The following is a 26,158-nucleotide window of genomic DNA, read 5'->3' as shown; positions in this document are numbered from 1 at the left end:
AGCTTGTTTCAACTCCCGGTTGCGCCGGCAGGGCCGTGGTCATCGAAAGTAGTGTTCCGGGGCCGTGCCGATTTGGTCTGCGGGGACGGTTTATCGGCGCTCCGTGGGTCGGCCGGGATTATGGGCTCGTCCGGCGCCTGTTCAGGCACGTCCCGCCGGAGCACGATCTCGTCCAGCAGGCTCTCGTCGATCAGTTCCTTCCCGCCTATAGCCTCGTGGGCTCCGTCCTCGAGGAGGCGTCCCAGCAGGCCGATGACGCCGCCGGTGCGACGCATCAGGTACTCCGGCATGGTGCCGCCGGTGAGCATTCCCACCTTCGCGTTCAGCAGCCGCAGATGCTGCTCGATTCCCGTCAGGTGGTCGACGAAGGCCCCGATCTGCTTCGGGGTGACGTAGCGGAAGCGGTCGATCTCGATGAGCTCGAAGCGGTGCTCAGTCTGTGTGATCTCCAAACCGTGGATGCGAGTCGACTCGAGCGGCGGCAGCTCCCACTGCCGGGTCGTCTTGTTCCACATGGCCTCGCGCAGCAGCCCGATGCCGGGGATGTTGACGCCGGTCAGGATCAGGGTGACGTCCAGGCTCATGAAGGCGCGCATCAGGTCGAGGACGTCCTGATCGTCGGCTCGGTGCATCCGTAGGCGGCTGATGTCGTCCAGGATCAGCGCTTTTACGCCGTGGTCGTGAAGGGAGTCGGCGACCAGCCGGACCAGTTCCGGCAGTGTGGCCGACTTGCGGGTCGGGGCACGGAAGAACCCCAGGATCGACGCGCAAAGGCTCTTCGGGGTCGCTGTTACCGGGGTCGAGACGTAGACAACCGGCGCGTGAAGATCCCGTGCGCCTGGAAGAGCTGCTGGGTTGAGGCATCTGTGCAGTGCCAGCCATTGCTCTTCGAAGACGGCCCCGGCTGAGCAGACAGACGCGGTCTTTCCGTAGTTGCCCCAGCCGCTGATCATGACGCCGGCGCGCGTCGGGTCGTCCTTCTTCCTCGTATTGCTGCTCAACCGGCGCCGGATCAGTTTCCCGACCTTGTCGTGCATGGGGGTGTCCTGCAGCGGGAGGTTCGCGTTCGTCAGCTCTCGGTAGAGGTCGTAGTCGTACCGGCGGCTCTCGGAGAGCATTGACCATTGCTGCGGCGAGATCGTCGGAGCGGGACAAGCAGGCCGCAATGGGTGCGGTAGTGCTGCCAGCCGACGTAGGTGTCGAGGGGTGGGCGGCTGCTCAGGATCAACTCGGCGATCCTGGCTCGGGAAGGTAGGCCCTCCAGCGGATCACCGTGAGAGAGGGCTCGGGTCACGTGTCGTCCTCTCGGACGGTTGTATCGGCTTCCGAGCCATCGGCGGGCGGAAGCCGGAACATGGGGCGCCGCTTCAGGGCTTCGTGCAGCGTTGCCGGGGCGACGGGCTTGGAGTCGGAGAGTGCTTCTTCGCGGCGCCGACGGCGGTCGGCATCGACCGCGTGGTCGATCGTGCGAGCGTGCTCGGCCCAGGCCACGGGCATCTCGGCCGGAACCTGCTCGTCTGCGGGAGCCGGGGCTGCGGGGCGGTCGGCCGCTGCGGCCTGTGCTCGGGTGATCTCGCGGGCCTTGGCGACGCGCCGCTTCTTCCCGGCCATCTTCTTGGCCTGGCTGGGCCACTGGTCGACGGGCCGAGGATCCCCAGCAGATGTTCCAAGAGCTCGCTCTCGGAGTGGATCCTGATGTTGTTCGCCTTCACGTGTGCCAGAAGGGCGCCAGCAGTCTTGTCCGAGAACGCGGGGATCTCGCTCTCGGGCGGCAGCCCCCGCCAGCGCAGGACGTGCCAGGTCTCCTGATCGGCATCGTCCTGGAAGAACACCTGCCGACGGTCCCTTCGGTCACTGCGGATCACCCACTGGCGCGTGTGCTTGCCGCCTCGGGCGGAGGGCTGCTGGAAGCGTGGCTCGTCGAGGACCGGATGGTGATACCAAAGCCCGAGGATCTTCACCCCGCGACGCGGATGGATCTTCACATGGTGTTTGCGCAGGACCTTGTAGTAGAAGCACGGTTCGGGGAAGTCGAGGTCGAAGCCGCCCTGTTCCATCGCCGCGGCGAACAGGGTGTTGGGGCTGTGGTCCTCACCGGGCGCCCAACTGGGGGCGTATTCGCCTAGTTTGCGGTTCTGCCAGATCCGGACGATCCAGGTCGCGATGATGTGCTCGGCCTGCGCTAGCGTCAGGCTCGCATCGCGTTCCGGGTCGGCCCCGCGGTCCGCGACGTCACCGCCGGTGAAGCCCAGCAGGTGCTCGAAGAGCATGGTCTGGACGGTGAGAAATTGACGCTCGACCGCAAACTTGTCGGTCTGCCGCAGGACGCGGGCAGGAAGGATCCGGCACCCGATCTCCCCTTCGGCCTCCACCACGTCGTGGTTCTTGTAGGCGCCGCCGTGGTCGGTGGTGACCGTCTCCGGGGCGAAGAACGGCAGAGCGGCGATCCGGTGCTCGGTGAACTCGGCGATCACGTCGGCCGGGACCCCCGCGTACGGCCATTCCATGTCCTCGCCCCAGCCGTCCCGCATCGGGAGCGGTAGCATCACGTCCCGCAGGAGCATCGCGATGTCGACCGAGGTGTCGGACTGGAGCGTGAGCCGGAAGGCCGGCAGTCCGTGCGTGTAGAGATCGAGTGCGAGGGTCAGCGTCGCGGTGATTGCGTCGCCGAACACGGTCTCGCGTAGCTTCACCGGCATCGGGGTCGAGTCCAGCACCAGAACTTGGCCTGGCCGGTGGACCACCACCCGGCCGGAGACGCCGGCCTCCGCGGCGGCCTCGGCCGTCCGCCCGTAACGCGGCCGGGCTCCGCCGGGCCCGAACCACTCCTCCCAGACGTCCGCGAACGTCCAGCGGGAAGGGATCTTCTTGGTGGGAAACGTCGGGAACCGCTCACGCATGTACTGGTGCATCAGTCGGTGCCTGGCGGCCAGACTCAGGCGGGCGCGTGGGCCGCACTCGGCCTTGACTGCGAAGATCGCCTCCCGGACCTCCTCGGTGATGCAGCGGTGTCCACTGCGTCGCCGTGTCCAGCGCCCGTCCGCGCAGGCCAGCAGGAGACTGTCGCCCGCCAGTCCCGACAGACGCACCAGCGTCCGGTAGCTGAGGTGCTGCAGACCGCACCGGACCGCCTCCGGACGGGGCATCGCCTCCATCTCCGCCGTCTTCGCGTACCGACGCTGGGTCAACGTCGTGCGGTCCGGGTCGTACGCCGGCCGGGGCTCACCCGGCAGGGCCCGAGCCAGATGGCCCTCCCGGAACCCCGTCTCAGCTTCCAGCACGTGCGCAGCCCGCAGCCGCGCCCGATCCAACTGGTCCTTGGTCAGATCGGCCAGTGTCCTCGGCTGCCGGGCGACCGGCGACGGTCGCCCCGACGCTTCGACCGTCGGAAGAAGTCGCAGGTCAGCATGGTTGATGAGCCAGCGGAACGAGCGGGTCTCCGCGCGCCCGTCGTCATCCACCAGGCTGAGTCGGCCGAGTTGGCCGTGGACATCTTCAACCGTCCACTCGACGCCATTGAGTGCGACCCGCCTGCCCGGCGCGATCTTCAAGAACCCCCTCGCTGCCATCACACGGCCCAGATCAGCGAGCTGTCCCGCAGAGGACTGCCCAGGTCAACGCCGAGTTCGCGTTGCCAGAGCAGTCGGACGATGTTTGCCCGGCCAACGGCAGGCACGCTGGTCGCGTCCGCCAGGTCGGAGAACGCCATCACCTGCCCCTGCTGCCCGCCGATAATGGTGAGCAGCAGGTCGCGCATGCCGAGCAGGTCCCTCGTCGGCCGCCGACGCGAGGACAGGTGATCAAGGACGCTCCAAACATGCGGGCGCCAGCCTGCGACCACCGAGTACCGCCAGCCGCTGGCGGCCGCCACCTCCCTCGCCGCCGCGAACTTCAGTGCGTCCTCTTCCTTGATCAGCTTCATCGGGCGGACGTCCAGTAGCCACATCCCGCCGCCGATCACGGCCAGAAAGTCCGGGATGTGCCAGGCCTGCCCGCCCGCATGCTCGAAGTCCATCCGAAACGGCTGCGACAGCACCTCCGATGCCCTCAAGAAGTCCAGCGCGACCAGCAGGCGCATCTCCTCCAATGACTCGAAGCCGTGCTTCCTGCCCGTTGAGGCCATCACCTCAAGCCCGGGACGATGCCGCTGCTTCGCCCGCCACGTGAACCCTCGCATCGGGCGGGACGACAGCACCGGTACGTGAGCCATATCCCGGATCGGCCAGTAGACCTTGCCGTCGCCTACCTGCCATGTCGAGCTCCACCGACGTACCCAGTCATCGCCGAGCCGCAACCGATCCCGCAGCCCGGCGTCCCCGTCGTAAGCCGTGACAAGCTGGTCCAGATGACTTGAATCCGACGGGATCTTCGCAAACGTTGCCTCGCCCACTCACTCAGAGCAGCACCACTCCGCCGACGATGGGGGCGCTTCTTCGGTACTGACCGCAACGCAGCGTTACGGGTCCAAGATTTGCCAATTAGCACTCTCCATGTGCCAACTAAAAATCTCGGTCACACCCATAACCGGCTGTGCCCCCGGCCCCTCATTGCATAAAACTGCGGCAATGCGTATAGTCATGCCATCCAAGAGGAGGGTTCCATGGCGGTACGCGCAGCAGTGGCAGGGGCGAGTGGGTACGCGGGCGGCGAGTTGCTGCGTCTGCTGCTCGGTCACCCCGAGGTGGAGATCGGCGCTCTGACCGGGAACTCGAACGCGGGCCGGCGCCTGGGTGCGCTGCAGCCGCAGCTGGTTCCGCTCGTCGACCGCGTCCTGGAGCCGACCACCGCCGAGGTCCTCGCGGGGCACGACGTCGTGTTCCTGGCGCTGCCCCACGGGCAGTCCGCCGCCGTCGCCGAGCAGCTCGGCCCCGACGTCCTCGTCGTCGACATGGGCGCCGACTTCCGGCTGGCGGACGCGGCGGACTGGGAGAAGTTCTACGGAAGTCCGCACGCCGGGACCTGGCCCTACGGCCTTCCCGAACTGCCGGGCGGACGCGCCGCGTTGGCGGGTGCCAAGCGCGTCGCCGTGCCCGGCTGCTATCCGACCGCCGTCTCGCTCGCGCTCTTCCCGGCGTACGCGGCGGACCTCGTCGAGGCCGAGGCGGTGATCGTCGCCGCGTCCGGCACCTCCGGGGCGGGCAAGGCCGCCAAGCCGCACCTCCTCGGCTCCGAGGTCATGGGGAGCATGTCCCCGTACGGAGTGGGGGGCCTCCACCGCCACACCCCCGAGATGATCCAGAACCTCAGCGCCGCCGCGGGCGCCCCCGTCACCGTCTCCTTCACGCCGACCCTGGCCCCGATGTCCCGCGGCATCCTCGCCACGTGCAGCGCGAAGGCGAAGGCGGGCGTCAGCGCCGAGTGCGTGCGGGACGCGTACGCGAAGGCGTTCGCCGACGAGCCGTTCGTGCGGCTGCTCCCCGAGGGGCAGTGGCCCGCGACGGCCTCCGTGTACGGCTCGAACGCCGTACAGATCCAGGTCGCGTACGACGAGGCGGCCGGGCGCGTGATCGTGATCGGCGCCATCGACAACCTGACCAAGGGCACCGCGGGCGGCGCCCTGCAGAGCATGAACATCGCCCTCGGCCTCGACGAGGCCACCGGGCTGACTACGATCGGAGTCGCGCCGTGAGTGTGACGGCAGCCAAGGGATTCACGGCCGCGGGCATCGCCGCCGGGATCAAGGAGAACGGCAACCCGGACCTGGCCCTCGTGGTCAACACCGGGCCCCGACAGGCCGCCGCGGGCGTCTTCACCTCCAACCGCGTCAAGGCCGCCCCCGTCCTCTGGTCGGAGCAGGTCCTCAAGGGCGGCCTCGTCTCCGCCGTCGTCCTCAACTCCGGTGGCGCCAACGCCTGTACGGGGGCCAAGGGCTTCCAGGACACGCACGCCACCGCCGAGAAGGTGGCCGAGGTGCTCTCCCTCAACGCGGGCGAGGTCGCCGTCGCCTCGACCGGGCTCATCGGCGTGACACTCCCCATGGACAAGCTGCTGCCGGGCGTCGAGAAGGCCGCCGCCGAACTCTCCGCGCACGGCGGCGAGAAGGCCGCCATCGCCATCAAGACCACCGACAGCGTGCACAAGACGTCCGTGGTTGCCAAGGACGGTTGGACCGTCGGCGGCATGGCCAAGGGCGCGGGCATGCTCGCCCCCGGCCTCGCCACGATGCTGGTCGTGCTCACCACCGACGCCGACGTCGAAGCCGACGTCCTGGACAAGGCGCTGCGCGACGCCACCCGGCTCACCTTCGACCGGGTCGACTCCGACGGCTGCATGTCCACCAACGACACCGTGCTCCTGCTCGCCTCGGGCGCGTCCGAGGACACCCCGGAGTACGCCGAGTTCGCCGAGGCCGTCCGCGAGGTCTGCGACGACCTGGGCCGCCAGCTCATCGGCGACGCCGAGGGCGCCAGCAAGGACATCAAGGTCGAGGTCGTGAACGCGGCGAGCGAGGCCGACGCCGTCGAGGTCGGCCGGTCCATCGCCCGCAACAACCTCCTCAAGTGCGCCCTGCACGGCGAGGATCCCAACTGGGGCCGGGTGCTCTCCGCGATCGGCACGACGTCCGCCGCCTTCGACCCGGACGAGCTGAACGTCGCCATCAACGGCGTATGGGTCTGCAAGAAGGGTTGTGTCGGCGAGGACCGGGAGCTGGTCGACATGCGCTACCGGGAGATCGTCATCACCGCCGACCTGTCCGCGGGCGACGAGACCGCGACCATTTGGACGAACGACCTCACCGCGGACTACGTCCACGAGAACAGCGCGTACTCGTCATGAGCAAGGACCCCGGCAGTCAGCCCACCGCGCGCAAGCACACCGCGCTGCCCAAGGCGCAGATCCTCATCGAGGCGCTGCCCTGGCTGACCCGGCACCGCGGCAAGACCGTCGTCATCAAGTTCGGCGGCAACGCCATGGTCGACGACGAGCTCAAGGCCGCCTTCGCCCAGGACGTCGTCTTCCTGCACCACGCGGGCCTCAGGCCCGTCGTCGTGCACGGCGGCGGGCCGCAGATCAGCGAGGCCCTCGACCGGCACGGCATCGTCAGCGAGTTCAAGGCGGGGCTCAGAGTCACCACCGAGGACGCGATGGACGTCGTACGCATGGTGCTCGCCGGACAGGTGCAGCGCGAGCTGGTCGGGCTGCTCAACCAGCACGGCCCGCTCGCCGTCGGCATCACCGGCGAGGACGCGCACACCATCACCGCCACCAAGCACCAGCCCCGCATCGAGGGCGAACTGGTCGACATCGGCCGGGTCGGCGAGATCACCAGGATCGACACGGGCGCCATCGAGGCGCTCCTCGCCGACGGCCGCATCCCGGTCGTCTCCTCGATCGCCCGCTCCCAGGACGACCACCATGTCTACAACGTCAATGCTGATACGGCGGCTGCGGCACTCGCTGCGGCTCTTGATGCCGAGACCCTGATGGTCCTGACCGACGTCGAGGGGCTGTACGAGGACTGGCCCCACTCCGACGAGGTCATCAGCAGGCTCACCGCCAAGGAGCTGGAGAAGCTCCTGCCCGAGCTGGCCAGCGGCATGGTCCCCAAGATGGAGGGCTGCCTGCACGCCGTACGCAACGGCGTGGAGACCGCCCGCGTCATCGACGGCCGCGTCCAGCACTCGATCCTGCTGGAGATCTTCACCGACGAGGGCATCGGCACCATGGTCGTGCCGGACGCGTCGAACCACGACAACACCGAGGGGGAGTCATGAGCAACCAGGAGCTGACCGCGCGCTGGCAGGGCGCGCTCATGGACAACTACGGCACGCCGCGGCTGCCCCTCGTGCGCGGCGCGGGCACCAAGCTGTGGGACGCCGACGGCAAGAGCTACGTCGACTTCGTCGGCGGCATCGCGGTCAACGCGCTCGGCCACGCCCACCCGGCGGTCGTCGAGGCCGTGAGCGCGCAGATCGGCTCGCTCGGCCATGTCTCGAACCTCTTCGTCGCCGAGCCGCCCGTCGCGCTCGCCGAACGGCTCCTGGAGCTCTTCGGACGCGAGGGCCGCGTGTACTTCTGCAACTCCGGCGCCGAGGCCAACGAGGGCGCCTTCAAGATCGGCCGCCTCACCGGCCGCTCGCACATGGTCGCCACCGACGGCGGCTTCCACGGCCGGACCATGGGCGCGCTCGCCCTCACCGGCCAGCCCGGCAAGCAGGAGCCGTTCCTGCCGCTGCCCGGCGACGTCACGCATGTCCCGTACGGAGACGTGGAGGCCCTGCGCGCGGCCGTCACCACCGAGACCGCCTTCGTGATCATCGAGCCGATCCAGGGCGAGAACGGCGTCGTCGTGCCGCCCGCCGGCTACCTCGGGGCGGCCAGGGAGATCACCCGGGCCACCGGCACACTCCTCGTCCTGGACGAGGTGCAGACCGGAATCGGCCGGACCGGACACTGGTTCGAGCACCTCGCGCACGAGGGCGTGGAGCCGGACGTCGTCACGCTCGCGAAGGGTCTCGGCGGTGGTCTGCCGCTCGGCGCGACCGTCGCGTTCGGCGCCGCCGCGGAGCTCTTCAAGCCCGGTCACCACGGCACGACGTTCGGTGGGAACCCCGTCGCGTGCGCCGCGGGGCTCGCCGTCGTCGACACCATCGCGGCCGAGGGACTGCTTGAGAACACCAAGCGGGCGGGCGAGAAGCTGCGCGGCGGAATCGAGTCACTCGGACACCGGCTCGTAGGCCATGTCAGGGGCTCGGGCCTGCTGCTGGGTATCGTGCTCACCGAGCCGCTCGCGCCGCGGGCGCAGCAGGCGGCTCAGGACGCCGGCTTCCTGGTGAACGCGCCCGCCCCCGATGTCGTACGGCTGATGCCACCGCTGAACGTGCGCGACGACGAGGTGGACGCGTTCCTCCGGGCGCTGCCCGGCATCCTGGACAAGGCCGCCGAGGCCGACGGGGACGGACGATCCGGAGAATGAGACGACGATGAGCCAGGCGCAAGGCAACGAGCACGGCGACCACGCGGGTCCCGCCGTGCCGCAGACCCGCACCGCACGCCACCGCCGGATCGTGGACATCCTCAACCGGCAGCCGGTCCGCTCCCAGAGCCAGCTGGCGAAGCTGCTCGCCGACGACGGCCTGACCGTCACACAGGCGACGCTCTCCCGGGACCTGGACGAGCTGAACGCGGTCAAGATCCGCAACGCCGAGGGCGACCTCATCTACGCGGTGCCGAGCGAGGGCGGTTTCCGCACGCCGCGCGCGCCGCTGGGGGAGTCGGCCAAGGAGGAGCGGATGCGGCGCCTCTCCGCGGAGCTGCTGATCTCCGCGGAGGCCTCGGCCAACCTCGTCGTGCTGCGTACGCCGCCGGGCGCGGCCCAGTTCCTGGCGTCGGCCATCGACCAGGCCGAACTGCACGACGTCCTCGGGACGATCGCGGGCGACGACACGTTGATGCTGATCAGCAGGGAACCCGCCGGGGGTCAGGCCCTGGCGGACCACTTGCTGCGGCTGGCCTCCAACGACTGACCCGGGTCCTGGGCGCCGCTGCTCACATCCGCCCGTCCGGTGACTTCCGATCGCGCGCCATCCAGGCCGCGACCAGCGCTCCCGACACGTTGTGCCAGACGGAGAACACCGCCGAGGGCAGCGCGGCGAGCGGGCTGAAGTGCGCCGTGGCCAGGGACGCGGCGAGGCCCGAGTTCTGCATGCCCACCTCGAAGGCCATCGCCCGCGAGGCCGGCGGGCCGAGGCGGGCCAGTCTGCCCGCGCCGTAGCCGAGCGCGAGGCCGAGGCCGTTGTGCAGGAACACCGCGAGGAACACCAGCGCCGCGGCCGACTTGATGGCCGCGGCGCTGCCCGCGACGACGATCGCCACGATGGCGGCGATGGTCAGCGCGGACAGCCACGGCAGGGCGCCGAGCACCCGGTCGACGTACCGCCCGAGGAGCAGCCGCACCACCAGCCCGGCGATGACCGGGAGCAGCACGGTCTTCAGGATGTCCGTGACCATCGAGCCCGCGTCCACCGGCAGGTACTCGCCCGCGAGCAGCAGCGTCAGCGGCGGTGTGATCAGCGGCGCGAGAACGGTCGAGACGGTGGCGACGGAGACGGACAGGGCCACGTCGCCGCGCGCCAGATACGTCACCACGTTGGACGCGGTGCCGCTCGGCGCGCAGCCCACCAGGATCACACCGGCCGCCAGCTGGGGCGAGAGGCCGAGCGCGTGGGCGATCAGCCAGCCGAGCCCCGGCATGATCACGTAATGGGCGATGAGCCCCAGCGCGACGGCCCAGGGGCGCTTCACCACGCCCTGGAAGTCCAGCGGGGTCATGGTCAGCCCCATGCAGAACATCACGACACCCAGGAGGTACGGGACGTGCGTGCCCCAGCCCTCGAAGGCGCCGGGCGCGGCGAGGCCGAGGGCGCCCGCGGCCAGGACGAGGACGGGGAAGACGGTGACGGCGCGGCGGGCGGCCTTGTCGGCGCCGCCCCCGGCATCGGTGGGGCTGGGGATCGTCTGTTCGGGTTGCACGGCGCGATGCAACGCCCCGGCCACGCGCGCGTGCAACCCCGTCTCGGTATGTGGTCGCTACACGGAGAACGGGGGCGCGTGAAAAAGGCCGTGGCGTCAGTACCGCCTGAGGGCCGTCGTCCCCGACTCCGTGCCGATCGCGATGTGCGGCCGCCGGTCCGGCTTCGCCCACCGCAGGACCGCGCGCATCGCGTCCGCGGACACCGACACGCAACCCGTCGTCGGGCCACGCCTGTTCACGTGCAGGAAGATCCCGGCGCCGCGCCCGCGCGCGGGGCGCGCGTAGTTGAAGTCGATCACGAGGGCGTGCGCGTACTGCGGGCCGTACGTGATGAGGTGCTCGGACCGGTCGGCCCGGCAGTCGGCGGCGAGCGGCTCGGACCAGCGGTTGTAGGAGCGCGACCTGTTGTCCTGGCACCACCAGGACTCCTTCGTCACGCGGCGGTACGGGTAGTCGGTGTCGGCGGGCTTCGGCTCGATCCCGAAGGCGTACGGCAGTCCGTAGAGCCCCGTGGGTGTCGTGTCCGTCCCCTGCCGGCGTGAGCCGCCCTCCACCAGGCCCTTCGCGCCGAACCGGGCGGGCGCGGAGCCCGACTCCACCCAGCGCCCGTCCTGCCGGTCCCACCAGGTGAGCGTGCCGGTGGTGGAGTCGGTGCCCGACGCCTCGGCGGTGATGAGCTGACTGCCGCCGCCCGTGTCGGCCATCCGCTCCGGAAGCGGTGGCCCCGAGCCGGGCGCCCGCCAGCCACCCGTCCCGAGCATGCCGACGGCGGCGAGCAGGGCGGCGGAGGCGAGGACGGCGGCTCGTGGGCGCATGGCTCAGACGCTAGCGGGCGGCAGCGGCAGCGGCAGCCCGGGCAGGCCGTCGATACTCCGTGCGATGTGCTCCTTCTTGGTGAAGTACGCGTTGAGCGACGCGTCGTCCTCGCGGGCGAAGCGCTTGGCGTGCAGGTCGCGGTCCTCGTCGTACGTCATGAAGGGCACCGCGTACCCGCAGGTGTCACGGACGAGTTCGGCCGTCACGACGACGATGGCGCGCAGGCCGTGCGGTGTGGTGTCGATGCCGGGGAAGTGGCCGAGCAGTTCCTTGAAGCGCGGGTCGTCGCGGAAGACGGGCTCGCCGCGGCCGTGCACCCGCACGATGTTGGGCGGCCCTTCGAAGGCGCACCACATGAGCGTGATGCGGCCGTTCTCGCGCAGGTGGGCGACGGTCTCGGCGTTGCTGCCCGCGAAGTCCAGGTAGGCGACGGTCAGTTCGTCGACGACCACGAAGGAGCCCTTGAGACCCTTGGGGGAGAGGTTGATCGTGCCGTCGCCGGAGAGGGGCGCGGTCGCCGTGAAGAACATCGGCTGCTTCTCGATGAACGTACGGAGTCTGCCGTCTATGCGTTCGTAAGTCTTTCCCATGGCGGTGATTATTGGCCACGATCCTTCGCCTGTCTAACGACTTCGGGTGCCTGCTCCACGGGGCGGCCGATTGACGAATCATGCAGTGTTCTGCATACTCATGCATATCGCGTTTCGGTACACCGGCAAGAGACAGCCTGAGGAGCACGTGCAGTGAGCAGCAACAACGGCGGTGACGTACGGCTCTGGGGCGGACGGTTCGCCGACGGGCCCGCCGAGGCCCTGGCCAAGTTGTCCGCGTCGGTCCACTTCGACTGGCGCCTCGCGCCGTACGACATCGCCGGTTCCCGCGCCCACGCGCGCGTGCTCCACAAGGCGGGCCTGCTGACCGAGGACGAGCTGACCCGCATGCTTGCCGGGCTCGACGAGCTCGAAGCCGATGTGGCCGACGGCTCGTTCGTCGGCACCATCGCCGACGAGGACGTCCACACCGCCCTGGAGCGCGGCCTCCTTGAGCGGCTCGGCCCCGACCTCGGCGGCAAGCTGCGGGCCGGGCGCTCCCGCAACGACCAGGTGGCGACGCTCTTCCGGATGTACCTGCGCGACCACGCGCGGATCATCGGCGGCCTGATCGCCGACCTTCAGGGCGCGCTCGTCGGACTCGCCGAGGCGCATCCGGACGTCGCCATGCCGGGACGTACGCACCTTCAGCACGCCCAGCCGGTCCTCTTCGCCCACCATGTGCTCGCACATGCCCAGGCGCTGTCCCGGGACGCCGAGCGGCTGCGGCAGTGGGACACGCGGACGGCCGTCTCTCCGTACGGCTCGGGCGCGCTCGCCGGGTCGTCCCTCGGCCTCGACCCGGAGGCGGTCGCGGCGGACCTCGGCTTCGAGCACGGCAGCGTGGGCAACTCCATCGACGGGACGGCGTCGCGCGACTTCGTCGCGGAGTTCGCCTTCATCACCGCGATGATCGGCGTGAACCTCTCCCGGATCGCCGAGGAGATCATCATCTGGAACACGAAGGAGTTCTCCTTCGTCACCCTCCACGACGCCTTCTCGACGGGCTCGTCGATCATGCCGCAGAAGAAGAACCCGGACATCGCCGAGCTGGCGCGCGGCAAGTCGGGCCGTCTCATCGGCAACCTCACGGGCCTGCTCGCCACGTTGAAGGCGCTGCCGCTCGCGTACAACCGCGACCTCCAGGAGGACAAGGAGCCGGTCTTCGACTCCTGCGACCAGCTGGAGGTCCTGCTGCCCGCCTTCACCGGCATGATGGCGACGCTCACCGTCAACCGCGAGCGCATGGAGGCGCTGGCCCCGGCCGGCTTCTCGCTCGCCACCGACATCGCCGAGTGGCTGGTCAAGCAGGGTGTGCCGTTCCGCGTCGCGCACGAGGTCGCGGGCGAGTGCGTCAAGGAGTGCGAGCGGCGGGGCATCGAGCTTGACCAGCTCACGGACGAGCAGTTCGCCAGGATCTCCGAGCACCTCACCCCCGAGGTGCGCACCGTCCTGAACGTGCCGGGTGCCCTGGCCTCCCGCGACGGCCGCGGCGGCACGGCCCCCTCCGCCGTCGCCGTCCAGCTCGCCGAGGTCAAGGCGGACCTGGCGGTCCAGGAGGAGTGGGCGGCCGCACGCGGGTGACCGCGGGGCGTCGCGGGTTACGTTGGCGGGGGGGATGCCCCGCGGCGGGGGAGAGGGATCCCCCGCGGCCGGGGGAGATCCCCGCGCACGACGCCTACGACGCCTACGACGACTACGACGACTACGACGAGGAGCCCGCGATGCCCTTCGCCCGGCTGGCCGCAGCCACGACCCCGACCGCGCACATAGGGCTGGGCCTCGCCGCGGTCGGCAGGCCCGGCTACATCACGCTGGGCCGCGAGGCCGACCTGCCGCCGTCCCGCAGCGTCGAGGCCCTGCGCGAGCGCACCTTCGAACTCCTCGACGCGGCGTACGCCTCAGGGGTCCGCTACGTCGACGTGGCGCGCTCGTACGGCCGCTCCGAGGAGTTCCTCGCCGACTGGCTGCACGCCAGGCCCGACAGCCGTGACGTCGTCATCGGCAGCAAGTGGGGCTACACGTACACGGCGGCCTGGCGCACCGACACCGAGGGCCCGCACGAGGTCAAGGACCACAGCGTCGCCGCCTACGACCGGCAGCGCGCGGAGAGCGCCGAACTGCTCGGCGAGCGGCTCGACCTCTACCAGATCCACTCCGTCACGCCCGAGAGCCCGGCGCTCACCGACAAGGAACTCCACGCCCGCCTCGCCGGTCTGGCCGCCGAGGGCGTCACCGTCGGCCTCTCCGTGAGCGGCCCCGAGCAGGCGGCCGCCATTCGCGCCGCCCTCGCGGTCACCGTCGACGGAGAGCCGCTCTTTAGCACCGTCCAGGCGACGTACAACCTCCTGGAGACGTCGGCGGGGCCCGCGCTCGCCGAGGCGCACGACGCGGGTCTGACGGTGCTCGTCAAGGAGGGCATGGCCAACGGCCGGCTCGCCGCCCCGCACGCGCCGGCCGCGCTGCGCGAGGTCGCCGAGGAGACGGGTTTCGGCTGCGACGCGGTGGCGCTCGCCGCGCTGCTGCGCGAGCCGTGGGCGGGCGTGATCCTGTCCGGGGCGGCCACCGCGGTGCAGCTCGTCTCCAACCTGCACGCGGCGGCGGTCGACCTGGACGCGGGCCACGCCGAACGCCTCGCGCGGCTCGTGGAGGAGCCCCGGGCATACTGGGGGCGGCGCGGGGAGCTGCCCTGGCACTGAGCAGCCGCTGAGCCCACCCTGATGAGACAAGCCTGTCTCATCAGGTCTAGACTTGTCTCATGTCAGTCGATCGCGACCAGGTTCTGCGCAGCGCCGCGGCCCTGCTCACCCGCAAAGCCACCTCCACCATGGACGAGGTCGCCCGCGCCTCGGGCATCAGCCGAGCCACCCTGCACCGCCACTTCGCGGGCCGCGACGCGCTCGTACGCGCCCTGGAAGAGCTGGGGCTCCACGAGTGCGAGGCGGCCCTGGGCCGGTCGGGGCTCGATGACGGCAGCGCCCAGGACGCCCTGCGGCGCCTGGTGAAGGAGATCGAGCCCGCCGCCGGGCTCCTCGCGTTCCTCTACACCGAGAGCCAGCTGTTCGAGGGCGACACGCAGCACGAGGGCTGGTCCCGCATCGACGCCCGTCTGGCCGCGCTCTTCCGGCGCGGCCAGGAGAGCGGCGAATTCCGCATCGACCTGACCCCCGCCTGGCTCACGGAGGCGCTCTACGGCCTCATCGGCTCGGGCGCCTGGGCCGTGCAGGACGGCCGACTGGCCGCCAAGGACTTCTCGTACATGATCGCCGAGCTGCTGATCGGCGGCGCGCGGCGGAGAGTGGACTCATGACCAGCACACACCACCGGACCGCCGAGGCGGACGTGGAGCGCGGCCCCGGCCGCTGGCTCGCGCTCGCCGTGCTCGTCCTCGCCGTGCTCCTGGTCGCCGTCGACGCGACCGTGCTCGGCCTGGCGACGCCGTACATCAGCGAGGACCTCAAGCCGTCCGGCACCCAGCTGCTGTGGATCGGCGACGTCTACTCCTTCGTCATCGCCGGTCTGCTCGTCTCCATGGGCAGCCTCGGCGACCGCATCGGCCGCAAGAAGCTGCTGCTCACCGGAGCCGTCGCCTTCGGCGCGGTCTCCGTGCTGAACTCGTACGCCACCACTCCCGAGTTGATGATCCTGGCCCGCGCGCTGCTCGGTGTCGCCGGTGCGACCCTGATGCCGTCGACGCTGGCGCTGATCCGGAACATCTTCCACGACCCGCGCGAGCGCAGCCTCGCGGTCGGCATCTGGGGAGCCATGGCGTCCGCGGGCGCGGCCGTCGGGCCGGTCGTCGGCGGCTTCCTGCTCGAACACTTCTGGTGGGGCTCGGTCTTCCTCATCAACCTGCCGGTGATGGCCGTCCTCGTCGTCGTCGGCATCAAGCTGCTGCCCGAGTCGAAGAACCCCGCGCCCGGCCCCTGGGACCTGATCAGCGTCGTCCTCTCGCTCGTCGGCATAATCGCCGTCGTGTACGCCATCAAGGAGGCGGCGGCGCACGGCATGCGCTGGGACGTCGCGGTCTCCGCGGTGGTGGGCGTGGCGGCCCTCACCTGGTTCGTACGCCGCCAACTGACTCTCCCCGCGCCACTTCTGGACATGCGGCTCTTCCGCAACCGCGGCTTCTCCGGCGCGGTCCTCGCCGACCTGCTGACCGTGCTCGGCCTCTCCGGCCTGGTCTTCTTCCTCTCCCAGTTCCTGCAACTGGTGCAGGGCAGGCAGCCGTTCGAGGCGGGCCTCGCGGAACTCCCCGCCGCCGTCGGCGCGGTGGGGGCGGGCCTGCTCGCGGGCGTGGTCGCGCGACGCTTCTCCGTGCGCATCGTGGTCGCGAGCGGCCTCGCGGCGGTGGGCCTCGCGCTCGCCGCGCTCACGGGCCTGAGCCAGAACACGGGCTACCCGCTGCTCGGCGCCTCGCTCCTGGTCGTCGGCATCGGCGCGGGCTTCTCGTTCACGGTGACCGCCGACGTCATCCTCTCCAGCGTCCCCAAGGAGCAGGCCGGCGCGGCCTCCGCGGTCTCCGAAACGGCGTACGAACTGGGCGCGGCCCTCGGCATCGCCCTGCTGGGCTCCATCGTCACCGGCGTCTACCGCGACTTCACGGCCCCCGCGGGCACCCCGCCCCACGTGGCATCGGCCGCACACGAATCGCTGGGCGGCGCGGTCGAGTCACTCGACGGCCTCCCACCCCACCAAGCGGACGCCCTGCTCTCAGCGGCCCAGACGGCCTTCGTCGACGGCCTGCGCCTGGCGGCGGGCGTTGGCGCGGCAGTCCTCCTGGCGACGGCGACAGTGGCCTGGTTCCTCCTGAAGAACCAGAAACTGGAAGACACAGCCGCCCCCCACTAGGGCGCGGAAAAGCCCCGCCCCCTCAGGGGGGCGGGGAACTGCGAGAGCAACCACAACAACCCCGCGGAAGCCCCGGAAGCCAAGCCCCCTCAGGGGCGCGAGGAACTGCGCGGGCAACCACAACGAACCCGCGGAACGGATCCGCCCAAGCCCCGCAGGGCTACGCCGCCTTGGCCTTGGTCGCGTACATGTCCACATACTCCTGCCCGGACAACCGCATGACCTCCGTCATCACGGAGTCCGTCACCGCTCGCAGCACATAGCGATCGCGGTCCATGCCGTCGTACCGCGAGAACTCCATCGGCTCGCCGAAGCGGACCGCCACCTTGCCGGGCCGCGGCAGCCCCTTGCCGCCGGGCTGGAGCTTGTCCGTGCCGATCATGGCGAAGGGCACGACGGGCGCCCCGGTCATCAGGGTGAGGCGGGCGATGCCCGTACGCCCCCGGTACAGCCGCCCGTCAGGCGAACGCGTGCCCTCGGGGTAGATGCCGAAGACCTTGCCGTCGTCGAGAATGCGCCGCCCGGTCATCAGCGCGGCCACACCGCCACGGCCCCCGTCGCGGTCCACCGGGATCATGCCGACGCCCGTGAAGAACCACGCCATCAGACGGCCCTTGAGGCCCTTGCCGGTGACGTAGTCGTCCTTGCCGATGAAGAACACCGGACGGTTGGTCACCAGCGGCAGGATCATCGAGTCGATGAACGTCAGGTGGTTTCCGGCCAGAATGACGGGCCCGGTCCCCGGGATGTTCTCGGCGCCTTCTACCCGTGGGCGGAACATCAGGCGCAAGATCGGTCCGAGCACTGCCTTGATGAGCGCTAGACGGGACAACAGGCCCTCCGGTGTCAACGGGTCGACGACGAGTAAGTGCAGGTGAGTACGGTACTCGCGGGCCGCTGCCGTTCGCACATCGGGTTCACGACTCGATACGCAGAGTTGACATGGCCCGGCGCGGTCCTCCCCTGGGTCGCCGCCCTTGGGACGACGGTATCCCCGTGGGGACGGTGTGGCCCGAAGTAGTGGTCCTTGTCACGCACACACTTCTCTCTCCGTAGCGACTCCGTAGCGGCGCCCCCGTACGGCCCTCGGCACGGACCGCCACCCCCATGGTGCGCCCACGGCGCGGCCACTCGCCATGCCGCGTCATCCTCCCGTTCCGTCCAGGGTCTCCCACTCGTCACTCGCGGCCACCTACGATCATCCCGCTTTGTCAGGTGCAGGGCGGTAGTACATCGGGAGGAGCGCCAATGGCGACGCAGGAGTCGGGTCAGCAGGAGTCGGGTCAGCAGCAGCCGGGGACGAGCCGGGGACGTCGAGCGGTACTGGGGGCGGCGATCCTCGGCGCGGGCACGGCCGTGGTCGGGCTGCCCGGCGTGGCGAGAGCCGACCAGAGACATGAGCACGGGCACGGGCACGGCGGATACAAGACCCTGCCGAAGCCGACCGTCGTCGCGCACCGAGGAGCCAGCGGTTACCGGCCCGAGCACACGCTCGGCTCGTACCAGCTCGCCCTGGACATGGGTGCGCACGTCATCGAGCAGGACGTCGTGCCCACCAAGGACGGCCATCTCGTATGCCGCCACGAGAACGACATCACCGGGACGACGGATGTCGCGGCGCACCCCGAGTTCGCGTCCCGCAGGACCACGAAGTCCGTGGACGGCGCCAAGCTCACCGGCTGGTTCACCGAGGACTTCACGCTCGCCGAGCTGAAGACGCTGCGCGCCAAGGAGCGCATCCCGGGCACCCGTCAGCACAACACCCTCTACGACGGCCGCTGGGACGTGCCCACCCTCGAAGAGGTCTTCCAGTGGGCCGAGAAGGAGGGCCGCAGGCGCGGCAAGCAGGTCTGGCTGCACATCGAGACCAAGCACCCCACCTACTTCCGCAAGCTGGGCCTCAGCCTCGAAGAACCGCTGGCCAAGCTCCTGCGCCGGTACGGCCGCCACAAGAAGCACTCGCCCAACTTCCTCCAGTCCTTCGAGCCCGGCAGCATCCAGCGCCTGGCCAAGCTGGTCCCCGCGCCCCGCGTCGTGCTCCTGTCCGGCGCGAGCTCGCGCCCCTGGGACTTCGTCGAGGCGGGCGACCCGCGCACCGTCGCCGACCTGATCAAGCCCGAGGGCCTGGAGTGGATGGCACGCTTCGCGCAGGGCATCGGCCCGACCCTCGACCTGATCATCCCGAGGAAGCCCGACGGCAGCCTCGGCACGCCGACCACGCTCGTCGAGGACGCGCACGCGGCGGACCTGGTCCTGCACCCGTACACGATGCGCAACGAGAACACCTTCCTGCCCGCGAACTTCAGGAAGGGCACCGACCCGGCCGCCTACGGAGACGCCTTCGGCGCCTTCAAGACCTACTTCGAGACGGGCATCGACGGCATCTTCTCCGACAACCCGGACACCGCGCTGCTCGCCGCCGCGGACTTCGCCGACCGCTGAGCAAGACGCGTCAACGGCTGACCGTACGGCCCCGATTGGGGTGAGAGACGGCCGCTCCGGAAACCTCCCGCCGGAGCGGCCGCGTCCCGCCGTGCATGACGTACGAGCTCATCCCCACGCTCATCCCCACCCTGCACCGGCTGCTCGCCGCCGAGGCGTCCGCGGAGGCCCTCGGCTCCGGCGACGACCCCGGTGACCTGGAACAGGCCGTCTGGCTGCGCCTGTTGGAGCGCCTGGAGTCCGACGGGCCGCCCGCCGACCCGGCGCTGTGGCTGCGCGGCGCCGTCCGGTCCGAGGCACGCCGCTCCCGACGCTCCGCCCGGCGCGAGATGGCGTACGCGGCCGAGCCCGCCGCCGACTTCGACGGCGGCCCCGAGCAGCGCGCCCTGACCGCCGACCGGCACCGCACCCTGCACGCCGCGGTACGCAGACTGCCCGGCCGCTGCCCCCGCCTCATGGCCGCACTGCTCTCCCCCAAGGACCTCACCTACCGGGAAATCGCAGGGGAGTTGGGAATGTCACAGGGGAGTCTGGGGCCGGAACGTTCCCGTTGCCTGGGATGCCTGCGCAGAATGCTGGCGGCGGAGGTTGCGGCTCCTGAACCGAGGGCAAAGGAGCGTTAGACAACCGGTGGAGCAGGTGAGCGGGAGGCATGCACACATGGGCATGAGCGTGACCATCTCGGAGGCGGCCGAAGCGGACGCCGAACAGATCCTCAAACTGCAGTACCTCTGCTATCAGAGCGAGGCCGAGCTCTACGGCGACTACTCGATCGAGCCGCTGACCCAGTCCCTCGACTCCATCAAGGCCGAACTGACCGCGGGCACCGTCCTGGTGGCCCGCCTCGGCGACGAGGTGGTGGCCTCCGTACGCGGCACGGTCGACACCGACGGCACCGCGCGGATCGGCAAGCTCATCGTCCACCCCCGCATGCAGCGGCACGGCCTGGGCGGTCGGCTCCTCGACACGATCGAGCGACGGCTCGGCGCGAGCGGCGCCGCCAAGTGCTTCCAACTCTTCACCGGCCACCGCAGCGAACAGAACCTCCAGCTCTACCGCAAGCACGGGTACGTCCCCGTGGGCACCGAGCGCGTGAACGACCGCCTCACCGTCGTGACCCTCTCCAAGGACTCCGACGCGCGCGCGTACGTGACCAGCGCCTAGCGGCACTCCGCCGACGGCGACAGCCGCCGGGACTTGAAATACCGGCCGGCCGACGCGACCCGACCTGATCACGGGTCGCGCGGCCGCCGCACCGGCATCGAACCGGACCGATTTTCCTCGACGCTTCCTCGCGTTCCGTGATTCCACAGAGCCGTCCTGACTCCCGGTGTGGCTGATTTTCGTCGCATCAACCGGCTACGCGACCGGCTGTCTCCCTGGACCAGGCCTGTCGAGCGTGACCGATGGATGATGGCCGAGAATCGTCGTTAATTCATCTGATCGGTCACCGAACGTGGCCACACGTCGCACATGTGTGTCCTGCGTCACATTGACGGCCTGACGGTCCGGAGCCTTAACTCACCCCGCTGTGAACATCTCGTGACGATGTTCTGTAACTCTGGGGTGGGGACTGTGGAGTCGAATCGAAGCCTGCGCGGGTGTGGACGGGCGAGCAAGTGGGGGGTGGCCGCGGCCCTGGTCGTGGCGGCCACGACGTCGTTCTCGGCCGGGGCGTCGCCCGCGGCCGCCGCCTCGTGCGCCGCTGGTCTGGGATCGGACTTCAACGGCGACGGCATCCGTGACATGGCCGTGGCCGATCCCGAAGCCACGGTGGCCGGCAAGGCGAACGCGGGGCTTGTCCGGGTCGTGCTCGGTGGCGACAAGGGCGTCACCGAGATATCCCAGTCGATGAGCGGCATGGCCGCCGACCCCGAGACCGGCGACAAGTTCGGCGCGTCGATCGCCATGTACGACGCCGACAAGGACGGCTGCGACGATCTCGTCGTGGGCGCCCCGTACGAGAACGTCACCACCGCCGACGGCGCCCAGGCGGATGCCGGAGCGGTCTACGTCATCCATGGCAGGCCGACGGGGATCGGTGAAGGCTCCACGGTGAAGAGCTACACCCAGGCCGGCCTCGACGGGGACACCGTCACCGAGGCCGGAGACCTCTTCGGCTACGCCGTCGCGGCCGGCGTCAAGTCGGGAGGCAAGCCGTACCTCGCCATCGGCGTGCCGGGAGAAGCCATCGGCGACGTCTCCGACGCGGGGTGCGTCCACTACGTCCAGGGCACGACCGAGACCACGGTCAACCAGGACGACCCGGACGTGCCGGGGGTGGCGGAGGCCAACGACCGGTTCGGGCACTCCCTCACGGCCACGAGCCGCTTCATCGCGGTAGGGGCGCCCGGCGAGGCGATCGGCGACGAGTCGTTCGCCGGTGCGGTGACGCTGTTCAACCACACCATCGAGGACGGACGTCCGACCCCCCTGGACGGGGTGGACGAGAACCATCCGGCCCTGGTGTCGGGCGCGTCCGCCAAGGACGACCGGTTCGGCGCGGCGCTGTCGATGGTTCCGTACCGACCGTCGGGCGCGGAATCCGAGACGGACGCGCTGCTGGCCATCGGGACGCCCAACGAGAACGTGGGCACGGTCGCGGACGCGGGTGTGGTCACGGTTCTCCGGATCAAACCGTCCGGCGCGCTCACCGAAGTCGGCTTCATCGACCGGCTGGCGTCCGGCGGCAACGAGCGGCCCGCGGCGGCGGACTTCTTCGGCCAGCGGGTGGCTCTGAGCAGCACCGACCCGGGCGCGGTCGGCACCGCCGAGACGATCAAGCTGGCCGTCAGCGTCCCCAACCAGGAGGTGGGGGAGGCGGAGAACGCGGGTGCCGTGCACGTCCTGTCGCCCCTCGGCCCGTCAGGGAAGGCCAAGGTCCTCACCCGCGGCAACGGCCTGCCGGGTACGGCCGAGGCGCGTGACTTCGCGGGACTCGGGCTGTGGTCCACGTACAAGGACCTGTACGTCGGAGTGCCCTACAGCAAGACACCGGCCGACCGGAAGGGCCTGGTGTACGCGATGTCCTGGAAGCACATCGAGAGCGGTACCGGGTCGGTGCGCACGGTGAAGCCGGGCGCCGACGGCATCCCGGACGCGGGCAAGGCGTTCGGCTCGGACATCCGATAGGCGGCGCCGGATGGGCGCGCCGCACGGCGCGCCCACCCGGACCTCGGCCGCGGTGCAGGTACGGCTCACGACGCAGGGGGACCAGGGGACATGGCGAAGAGCGGGACAGTGTGGCGGGCGCGAAGAGCGGCGCTCACGGTGGGGCTGATCACTTCCGTGCTGGCGGCCGGATTCACCGGACCGGCCCCGGCGACCGCGGTGCCGCCCGAGCGGGCGCCCGCGTCCACCAGCACCACGAAGGGCACCGAACTGACCGACGACGCGGCCGCCCGGCGTGCGGACGTGGCTGGGAAGCGCGTCGAAGTCCTCGGCCGGCGCACCGAGCGCGCCCAGACGTTCGCGAACCCGGACGGCACCTTCACCACAAAGGAGTACGCGCAGCCGGTCCGTACCCGCAAGGGCGACCGCTGGGCCGACATCGACACGACACTGGTCGAGCAGCCGAACGGCGCCTTCGCCCCCAAGGCCACGTCCACCGCTGTGACGCTCTCCGGCGGCGGTGAAGGCCCGTTCGCCACGATGGCGCGTGACGGAAAGACGCTCTCCCTCTCCTGGCCCGGCCGGCTCCCCGCACCCGAGGTCGAGGGCCCGACGGCCACGTACCGCGCGGTCCTGCCGGACGTCGACCTGGTCGTGCGCGCCGAGCCCGAGGGTTTCGCGCATCTGCTGGTCGTCAAGTCCGCGAAGGCGGCGGCCAACCCGAAGCTGACCGGCATCGACCTTCCCGTCGCAGCCCACGGCCTCGACGTACGCGAGACGGCCGGCGGCGGACTCGTCGCGAAGGACGCGGGCACGGGCGGCACGGTCTTCGAGGCCCCCCAGCCCGTCATGTGGGACTCCAGCGGCGACAGCGCCGCCGGAGTGCGGTCCAAGCGCGCGTCGGCGGTGGCGCAGGCCGCGCCCGGCGACGGCGCCCGGGTCGCGGACGTCTCCCTCGGCCTGCGGCGCGGCACGATGACCCTGAGACCCGACCTGAGCCTCCTCAGAGGGAAGACCACGCGCTACCCGGTGATCATCGACCCGGTGGCAAGGACGAAGAGCCGCACCTCATGGACCTGGGTGTCGTCCGCGAAGCCGGGCCTCGAAGGCTGGAAGTTCCCCAACTCCGACGACGGCGTCGAGTCCGGCAAGGGCGTCGGCCGCTGCCCGGCGAACTACTCCGTGCGCTGCACCGGTAGCGACGACGTCCAGCGGCAGTACTACGCGCTGCCCACGGGGAGCTTCGAGGGCAAGAGGATCCTCAAGGCCGAGTTCGCGATCACGCTGGTGCACACGTACAACAGCGAGGCGCGCTCGGTGCAGCTGCACCGCGTCAACAGCTCCGGCGGCAGTGCCATCAACTCCCGTACGAACTGGTCCAACCGCCCGTCGAGCAAGGACCACATCACGTCCGAGTCACCGACCAACCCGACCGGGTCCTGTTCGGCGACCAACCAGAACGTGCGCTTCAACGTGCAGGGCACCGTGCAGAAGGCCGCGTCCAGCGGATGGGACACCACCACGTTCGGACTCCAGGCCGCCACCGAGGACTCGTACGTGTCATGGAAGCGGTTCTGCAACAACGCGGCGCTGGAAGTGACGTACAACCGGCCGCCCTATCAGCCGAAGCTGGACGAACTCTCCATGGACCCCGGAGGCAGATGCGCCTATGGGGAAGCCACCAAGCACTACACGAAGAAGACCCCGACGCTCTCCGCGATCGTGTGGGACCCCGACCACGGCGACGTGAAGGGCAACACGGAGAAGCTCCGGGCCCAGTTCGAGATCTTCTGGACGGACAAGGACGGCCGCGAGAAGAAGTACGTCGTCACGACCGGCTACCAGCAGTCGAACACCGACCGGAGCCGTGACAGCGGATTCGAGGAGTTCACCTACAAGGTGGGCGAGGACATCCGCGGTGACGGCACGGCCTCCTTCACACTGCCGCAGAACACCGTGATCGGCTGGTGGGTGCGCGGCGGGGACGACATCGGCGGATCGGACGAGTCCTGGGGCCCGTGGAGCCACGAAGGGGGCGGCACGCGCTGCGAGTTCATCCTCGACTCGACGAAGCCCGACGCGCCGGAAGTGAAGTCCGAGAAGTACCCCAACGACGGGAAGTGGCACGCGGGCGTCGGCGAGTACGGCACCTTCGAGCTGCACTCCGAAGGCACCGACGTGGTCAAGTACCGCTACCAGTTCACGGGCGAGGCGGAGCGGACCGTCGTACCGAGCGCTCCGGGCCGGCCCGCCCTCGTGCGGTGGATGCCGCAGCGGGAACGCCCCGTGACGCTGTACGTGGAGGCGGAGGACCGGGCGGGCAACAACCGCGAGATCACCAAGTCCTACCGGTTCCGGGTCGCCAAGGGGCGCTCGCCGAAGTCGGCGTGGGCGCTGGCGGACCCGGCGGGTTCCAAGCAGGCGGCGGGAAGTGACGGCATCCCGGCGGCGACCGCCGGGCCGGGCGTGACCTTCGGTGACGACGGCCCGCACGGCTCGGTGCGCACGGCGGCGACACTCGACGGCAGCAGCGGTGCCTACCTCAACACCGGCCAGCACGTGGTCGACACGGATCAGACCTTCTCGGTCGCGGCCTGGGTGATGCTCCCCGAACTGCCGAAGACGTCGATGAGCGTGGTCAGCCAGGACGGCTCGGCGCAGTCGGGCTTCTCACTCGGATACGACGCCGCTTCCCGCCGGTGGTCCTTCCTGGCGCCCGACAGCGAGATCGACTCGATGGCGTCCTGGGAAGTGCAGGGACCGAAGGCGGTGCCCGGCGACTGGACGCACCTGGTCGGCGTCTACGACAAGGACGAGGTCCGGGCCGGCAGCTCGGGCACGATGCGCATGTACGTCAACGGCACGCTCATGCACGGCGACATCCAGGAACGCCCGACGACGTGGAACGCCAGCGGCTCCCTCCAGATCGGGCGGGCCCTCGAACCCGCCGGATACACCGCGAACCTCAAGGGAACCGTGGCGGACGTCCAGGTCTTCGACCGTGTCCTGGCCGCGGCCGAGACGCAGAGCCTCGGCGGCATCCCGCCGCTCCAGCGCGCCTACTGGGACATGGACGAGTCCGACGGCGGGACGGTGCCGGACCGCACGAACGGCGCGGGGATGACCCTGCGCGGCGGCGCCTCCGTCCACCAGGCGGACGACACCTGCGACGTCCTCGACCCGAACTGCAAGCCGGCCGAAGAGCCGGTGTGGGGCGACGGCCACCTCGCCCTGAACGGCAAGGACGGCTACGCGAGCCGCGCGCCCGGACTGCTGAAGGCCAAGGCCGGCTTCACGGTCACGGCACGGGCCAGGCTCGCGTCCCCCGACGCCGCGGCCACCCAGGCGGTGTTCTCGCTGCCCGGTACCAAGGGGTCGGTGGCCAGTGTCCGGTTCGACAAGGAGAGCAAGCGGTGGAAGCTCCGGCTCACCGAGAAGGACGCCTCCGACGCGACGGTGACGGAACTGGAGGCCGGCGCCGTCCAGCCGAGCAGCGAGGGGCGGGGTGACCACCTCGCCCTCTCCTACAACGCGCTGTTCGAAGAAGCCCGCCTGTACGTCAACGGTGAATGGACGGGCCAGGTCGTGCGGTGGCCCAACGACTGGGACTTCTCTACCGCCGGCCTCCAGATGGGGCGTGCGGGCCTGACCACCGGATCGCAGTACTTCTCCGGGGCCATCGACGAGGTACGCGTCTTCGAAGGCGCGCTCGACGAGCCCCTCGTGGCCGCCGTCGCGAACCTCAAGTCCGGCGTGAATCTGGACGGCACGGTGACATAGCCGCCGGGAGGCGGGGCGGGCCGGTCTCCACACGGGTCGCCCGCCCCTCTCCGTACCTCTGCCAACCCCCCGCTTCTGCCCTTCCGGAGACGAC

21 protein-coding genes are annotated in these 26,158 nt (G+C 70.2%); 14 read left to right on the top strand and 7 right to left on the bottom strand.

The features are described 5' to 3' along the window. Positions 1-8: 8 nt before the first annotated feature. The 3 genes from ACWDVB_RS27835 to ACWDVB_RS27825 form a co-directional block, all read right to left on the bottom strand. Positions 9-1,118, bottom strand: a complete 1,110-nt coding sequence (locus ACWDVB_RS27835; protein ID WP_451517286.1) for a TniB family NTP-binding protein — start codon at positions 1,116-1,118, stop codon at positions 9-11. A 249-nt stretch (positions 1,119-1,367) separates the two neighbouring features. Continuing rightward, positions 1,368-3,461, bottom strand: coding sequence for a transposase (locus ACWDVB_RS27830; RefSeq protein WP_451517287.1), 2,094 nt, complete (start codon positions 3,459-3,461; stop codon positions 1,368-1,370). 107 nt (positions 3,462-3,568) lie between these two features. Then, a complete protein-coding gene (locus ACWDVB_RS27825; protein ID WP_451517288.1) occupies positions 3,569-4,390 on the bottom strand; it encodes a TnsA-like heteromeric transposase endonuclease subunit in 822 nt (273 codons plus the stop codon). Positions 4,391-4,600: 210 nt separating this feature from the next. Between ACWDVB_RS27825 and argC the strand changes: the two genes are divergently transcribed. From argC to ACWDVB_RS27800, 5 genes are read left to right on the top strand one after another with little or no spacing between them, the layout of a single operon-like run. Continuing rightward, a complete protein-coding gene (gene argC, locus ACWDVB_RS27820; RefSeq protein ID WP_451517289.1) occupies positions 4,601-5,629 on the top strand; it encodes an N-acetyl-gamma-glutamyl-phosphate reductase in 1,029 nt (342 codons plus the stop codon). Continuing rightward, on the top strand, positions 5,626-6,777 hold the full coding sequence (gene argJ / locus ACWDVB_RS27815; RefSeq protein WP_451517290.1) for a bifunctional glutamate N-acetyltransferase/amino-acid acetyltransferase ArgJ: 1,152 nt from the start codon (positions 5,626-5,628) through the stop codon (positions 6,775-6,777). Before argC ends, argJ begins: the two co-directional genes overlap by 4 nt. Next, the gene (gene argB / locus ACWDVB_RS27810; protein ID WP_451517291.1) at positions 6,774-7,715 is read left to right on the top strand and encodes an acetylglutamate kinase; all 942 of its coding nucleotides are present in this window, start codon (positions 6,774-6,776) and stop codon (positions 7,713-7,715) included. The genes argJ and argB overlap by 4 nt, the downstream gene beginning before the upstream one ends. Beyond that, positions 7,712-8,917, top strand: coding sequence for an acetylornithine transaminase (locus tag ACWDVB_RS27805; protein ID WP_451517292.1), 1,206 nt, complete (start codon positions 7,712-7,714; stop codon positions 8,915-8,917). Before argB ends, ACWDVB_RS27805 begins: the two co-directional genes overlap by 4 nt. Before the next feature lie 7 nt (positions 8,918-8,924). Further along, a complete protein-coding gene (locus tag ACWDVB_RS27800) occupies positions 8,925-9,467 on the top strand; it encodes an arginine repressor (protein ID WP_055530059.1) in 543 nt (180 codons plus the stop codon). Between the two features lie 22 nt (positions 9,468-9,489). On the opposite strand, the gene ACWDVB_RS27795 is transcribed toward ACWDVB_RS27800, so the two are convergent. The 3 genes from ACWDVB_RS27795 to ACWDVB_RS27785 all read right to left on the bottom strand — a co-directional run bounded on the left by ACWDVB_RS27795 (position 9,490) and on the right by ACWDVB_RS27785 (position 11,880). Next, positions 9,490-10,473: a bile acid:sodium symporter family protein gene (locus ACWDVB_RS27795; protein ID WP_451517293.1), complete on the bottom strand. Its 984-nt coding sequence runs from the start codon at positions 10,471-10,473 to the stop codon at positions 9,490-9,492. Positions 10,474-10,569: 96 nt separating this feature from the next. After that, the gene (locus ACWDVB_RS27790) at positions 10,570-11,289 is read right to left on the bottom strand and encodes a L,D-transpeptidase family protein (protein WP_451517294.1); all 720 of its coding nucleotides are present in this window, start codon (positions 11,287-11,289) and stop codon (positions 10,570-10,572) included. 3 nt (positions 11,290-11,292) lie between these two features. Beyond that, positions 11,293-11,880 (bottom strand): pyridoxamine 5'-phosphate oxidase family protein, encoded by a 588-nt coding sequence (locus tag ACWDVB_RS27785; RefSeq protein WP_451517295.1) that lies wholly within the window; start codon positions 11,878-11,880, stop codon positions 11,293-11,295. Positions 11,881-12,033: 153 nt separating this feature from the next. Between ACWDVB_RS27785 and argH the strand changes: the two genes are divergently transcribed. The 4 genes from argH (at position 12,034) to ACWDVB_RS27765 (ending at position 16,731) form a co-directional block, all read left to right on the top strand. Continuing rightward, on the top strand, positions 12,034-13,464 hold the full coding sequence (argH, locus tag ACWDVB_RS27780) for an argininosuccinate lyase (protein WP_451517296.1): 1,431 nt from the start codon (positions 12,034-12,036) through the stop codon (positions 13,462-13,464). Between the two features lie 140 nt (positions 13,465-13,604). Then, the gene (locus tag ACWDVB_RS27775) at positions 13,605-14,579 is read left to right on the top strand and encodes an aldo/keto reductase (protein WP_451517353.1); all 975 of its coding nucleotides are present in this window, start codon (positions 13,605-13,607) and stop codon (positions 14,577-14,579) included. A 59-nt stretch (positions 14,580-14,638) separates the two neighbouring features. Next, positions 14,639-15,190, top strand: coding sequence for a TetR/AcrR family transcriptional regulator (locus ACWDVB_RS27770; protein ID WP_451517297.1), 552 nt, complete (start codon positions 14,639-14,641; stop codon positions 15,188-15,190). Beyond that, entirely contained in the window at positions 15,187-16,731 is a 1,545-nt protein-coding gene (locus ACWDVB_RS27765) for an MFS transporter (RefSeq protein ID WP_451517298.1), read from the top strand. Before ACWDVB_RS27770 ends, ACWDVB_RS27765 begins: the two co-directional genes overlap by 4 nt. A 160-nt stretch (positions 16,732-16,891) precedes the next feature. Here the strand turns inward: ACWDVB_RS27765 and ACWDVB_RS27760 are convergent, their stop codons facing one another. Further along, positions 16,892-17,512: a lysophospholipid acyltransferase family protein gene (locus tag ACWDVB_RS27760; protein ID WP_451517299.1), complete on the bottom strand. Its 621-nt coding sequence runs from the start codon at positions 17,510-17,512 to the stop codon at positions 16,892-16,894. 467 nt (positions 17,513-17,979) lie between these two features. On the opposite strand from ACWDVB_RS27760, the gene ACWDVB_RS27755 reads away from it, so the two are divergent. The 5 genes from ACWDVB_RS27755 to ACWDVB_RS27735 all read left to right on the top strand — a co-directional run bounded on the left by ACWDVB_RS27755 (position 17,980) and on the right by ACWDVB_RS27735 (position 26,064). Next, positions 17,980-19,173, top strand: a complete 1,194-nt coding sequence (locus ACWDVB_RS27755) for a glycerophosphodiester phosphodiesterase (protein ID WP_451517300.1) — start codon at positions 17,980-17,982, stop codon at positions 19,171-19,173. 95 nt (positions 19,174-19,268) lie between these two features. Then, positions 19,269-19,796 carry an RNA polymerase sigma factor gene (locus ACWDVB_RS27750; RefSeq protein WP_451517301.1) on the top strand — a complete coding sequence of 176 codons (528 nt, stop codon included), beginning with the start codon at positions 19,269-19,271 and terminating at the stop codon, positions 19,794-19,796. 37 nt (positions 19,797-19,833) lie between these two features. Next, complete coding sequence (locus tag ACWDVB_RS27745; protein ID WP_451517302.1) at positions 19,834-20,337, top strand: GNAT family N-acetyltransferase; 504 nt, start codon at positions 19,834-19,836, stop codon at positions 20,335-20,337. Between the two features lie 462 nt (positions 20,338-20,799). Further along, complete coding sequence (locus ACWDVB_RS27740; RefSeq protein WP_451517303.1) at positions 20,800-22,305, top strand: VCBS repeat-containing protein; 1,506 nt, start codon at positions 20,800-20,802, stop codon at positions 22,303-22,305. 90 nt (positions 22,306-22,395) lie between these two features. Further along, on the top strand, positions 22,396-26,064 hold the full coding sequence (locus ACWDVB_RS27735) for a LamG-like jellyroll fold domain-containing protein (protein WP_451517304.1): 3,669 nt from the start codon (positions 22,396-22,398) through the stop codon (positions 26,062-26,064). The last annotated feature ends 94 nt before the right edge of the window (positions 26,065-26,158 follow it).

It is taken from the genome of Streptomyces sp. NPDC003379 (assembly GCF_053589195.1).
The sequence above is the reverse complement of the archived record's forward strand: the minus strand, read 5'-3'. Positions and strand labels throughout refer to the sequence as shown.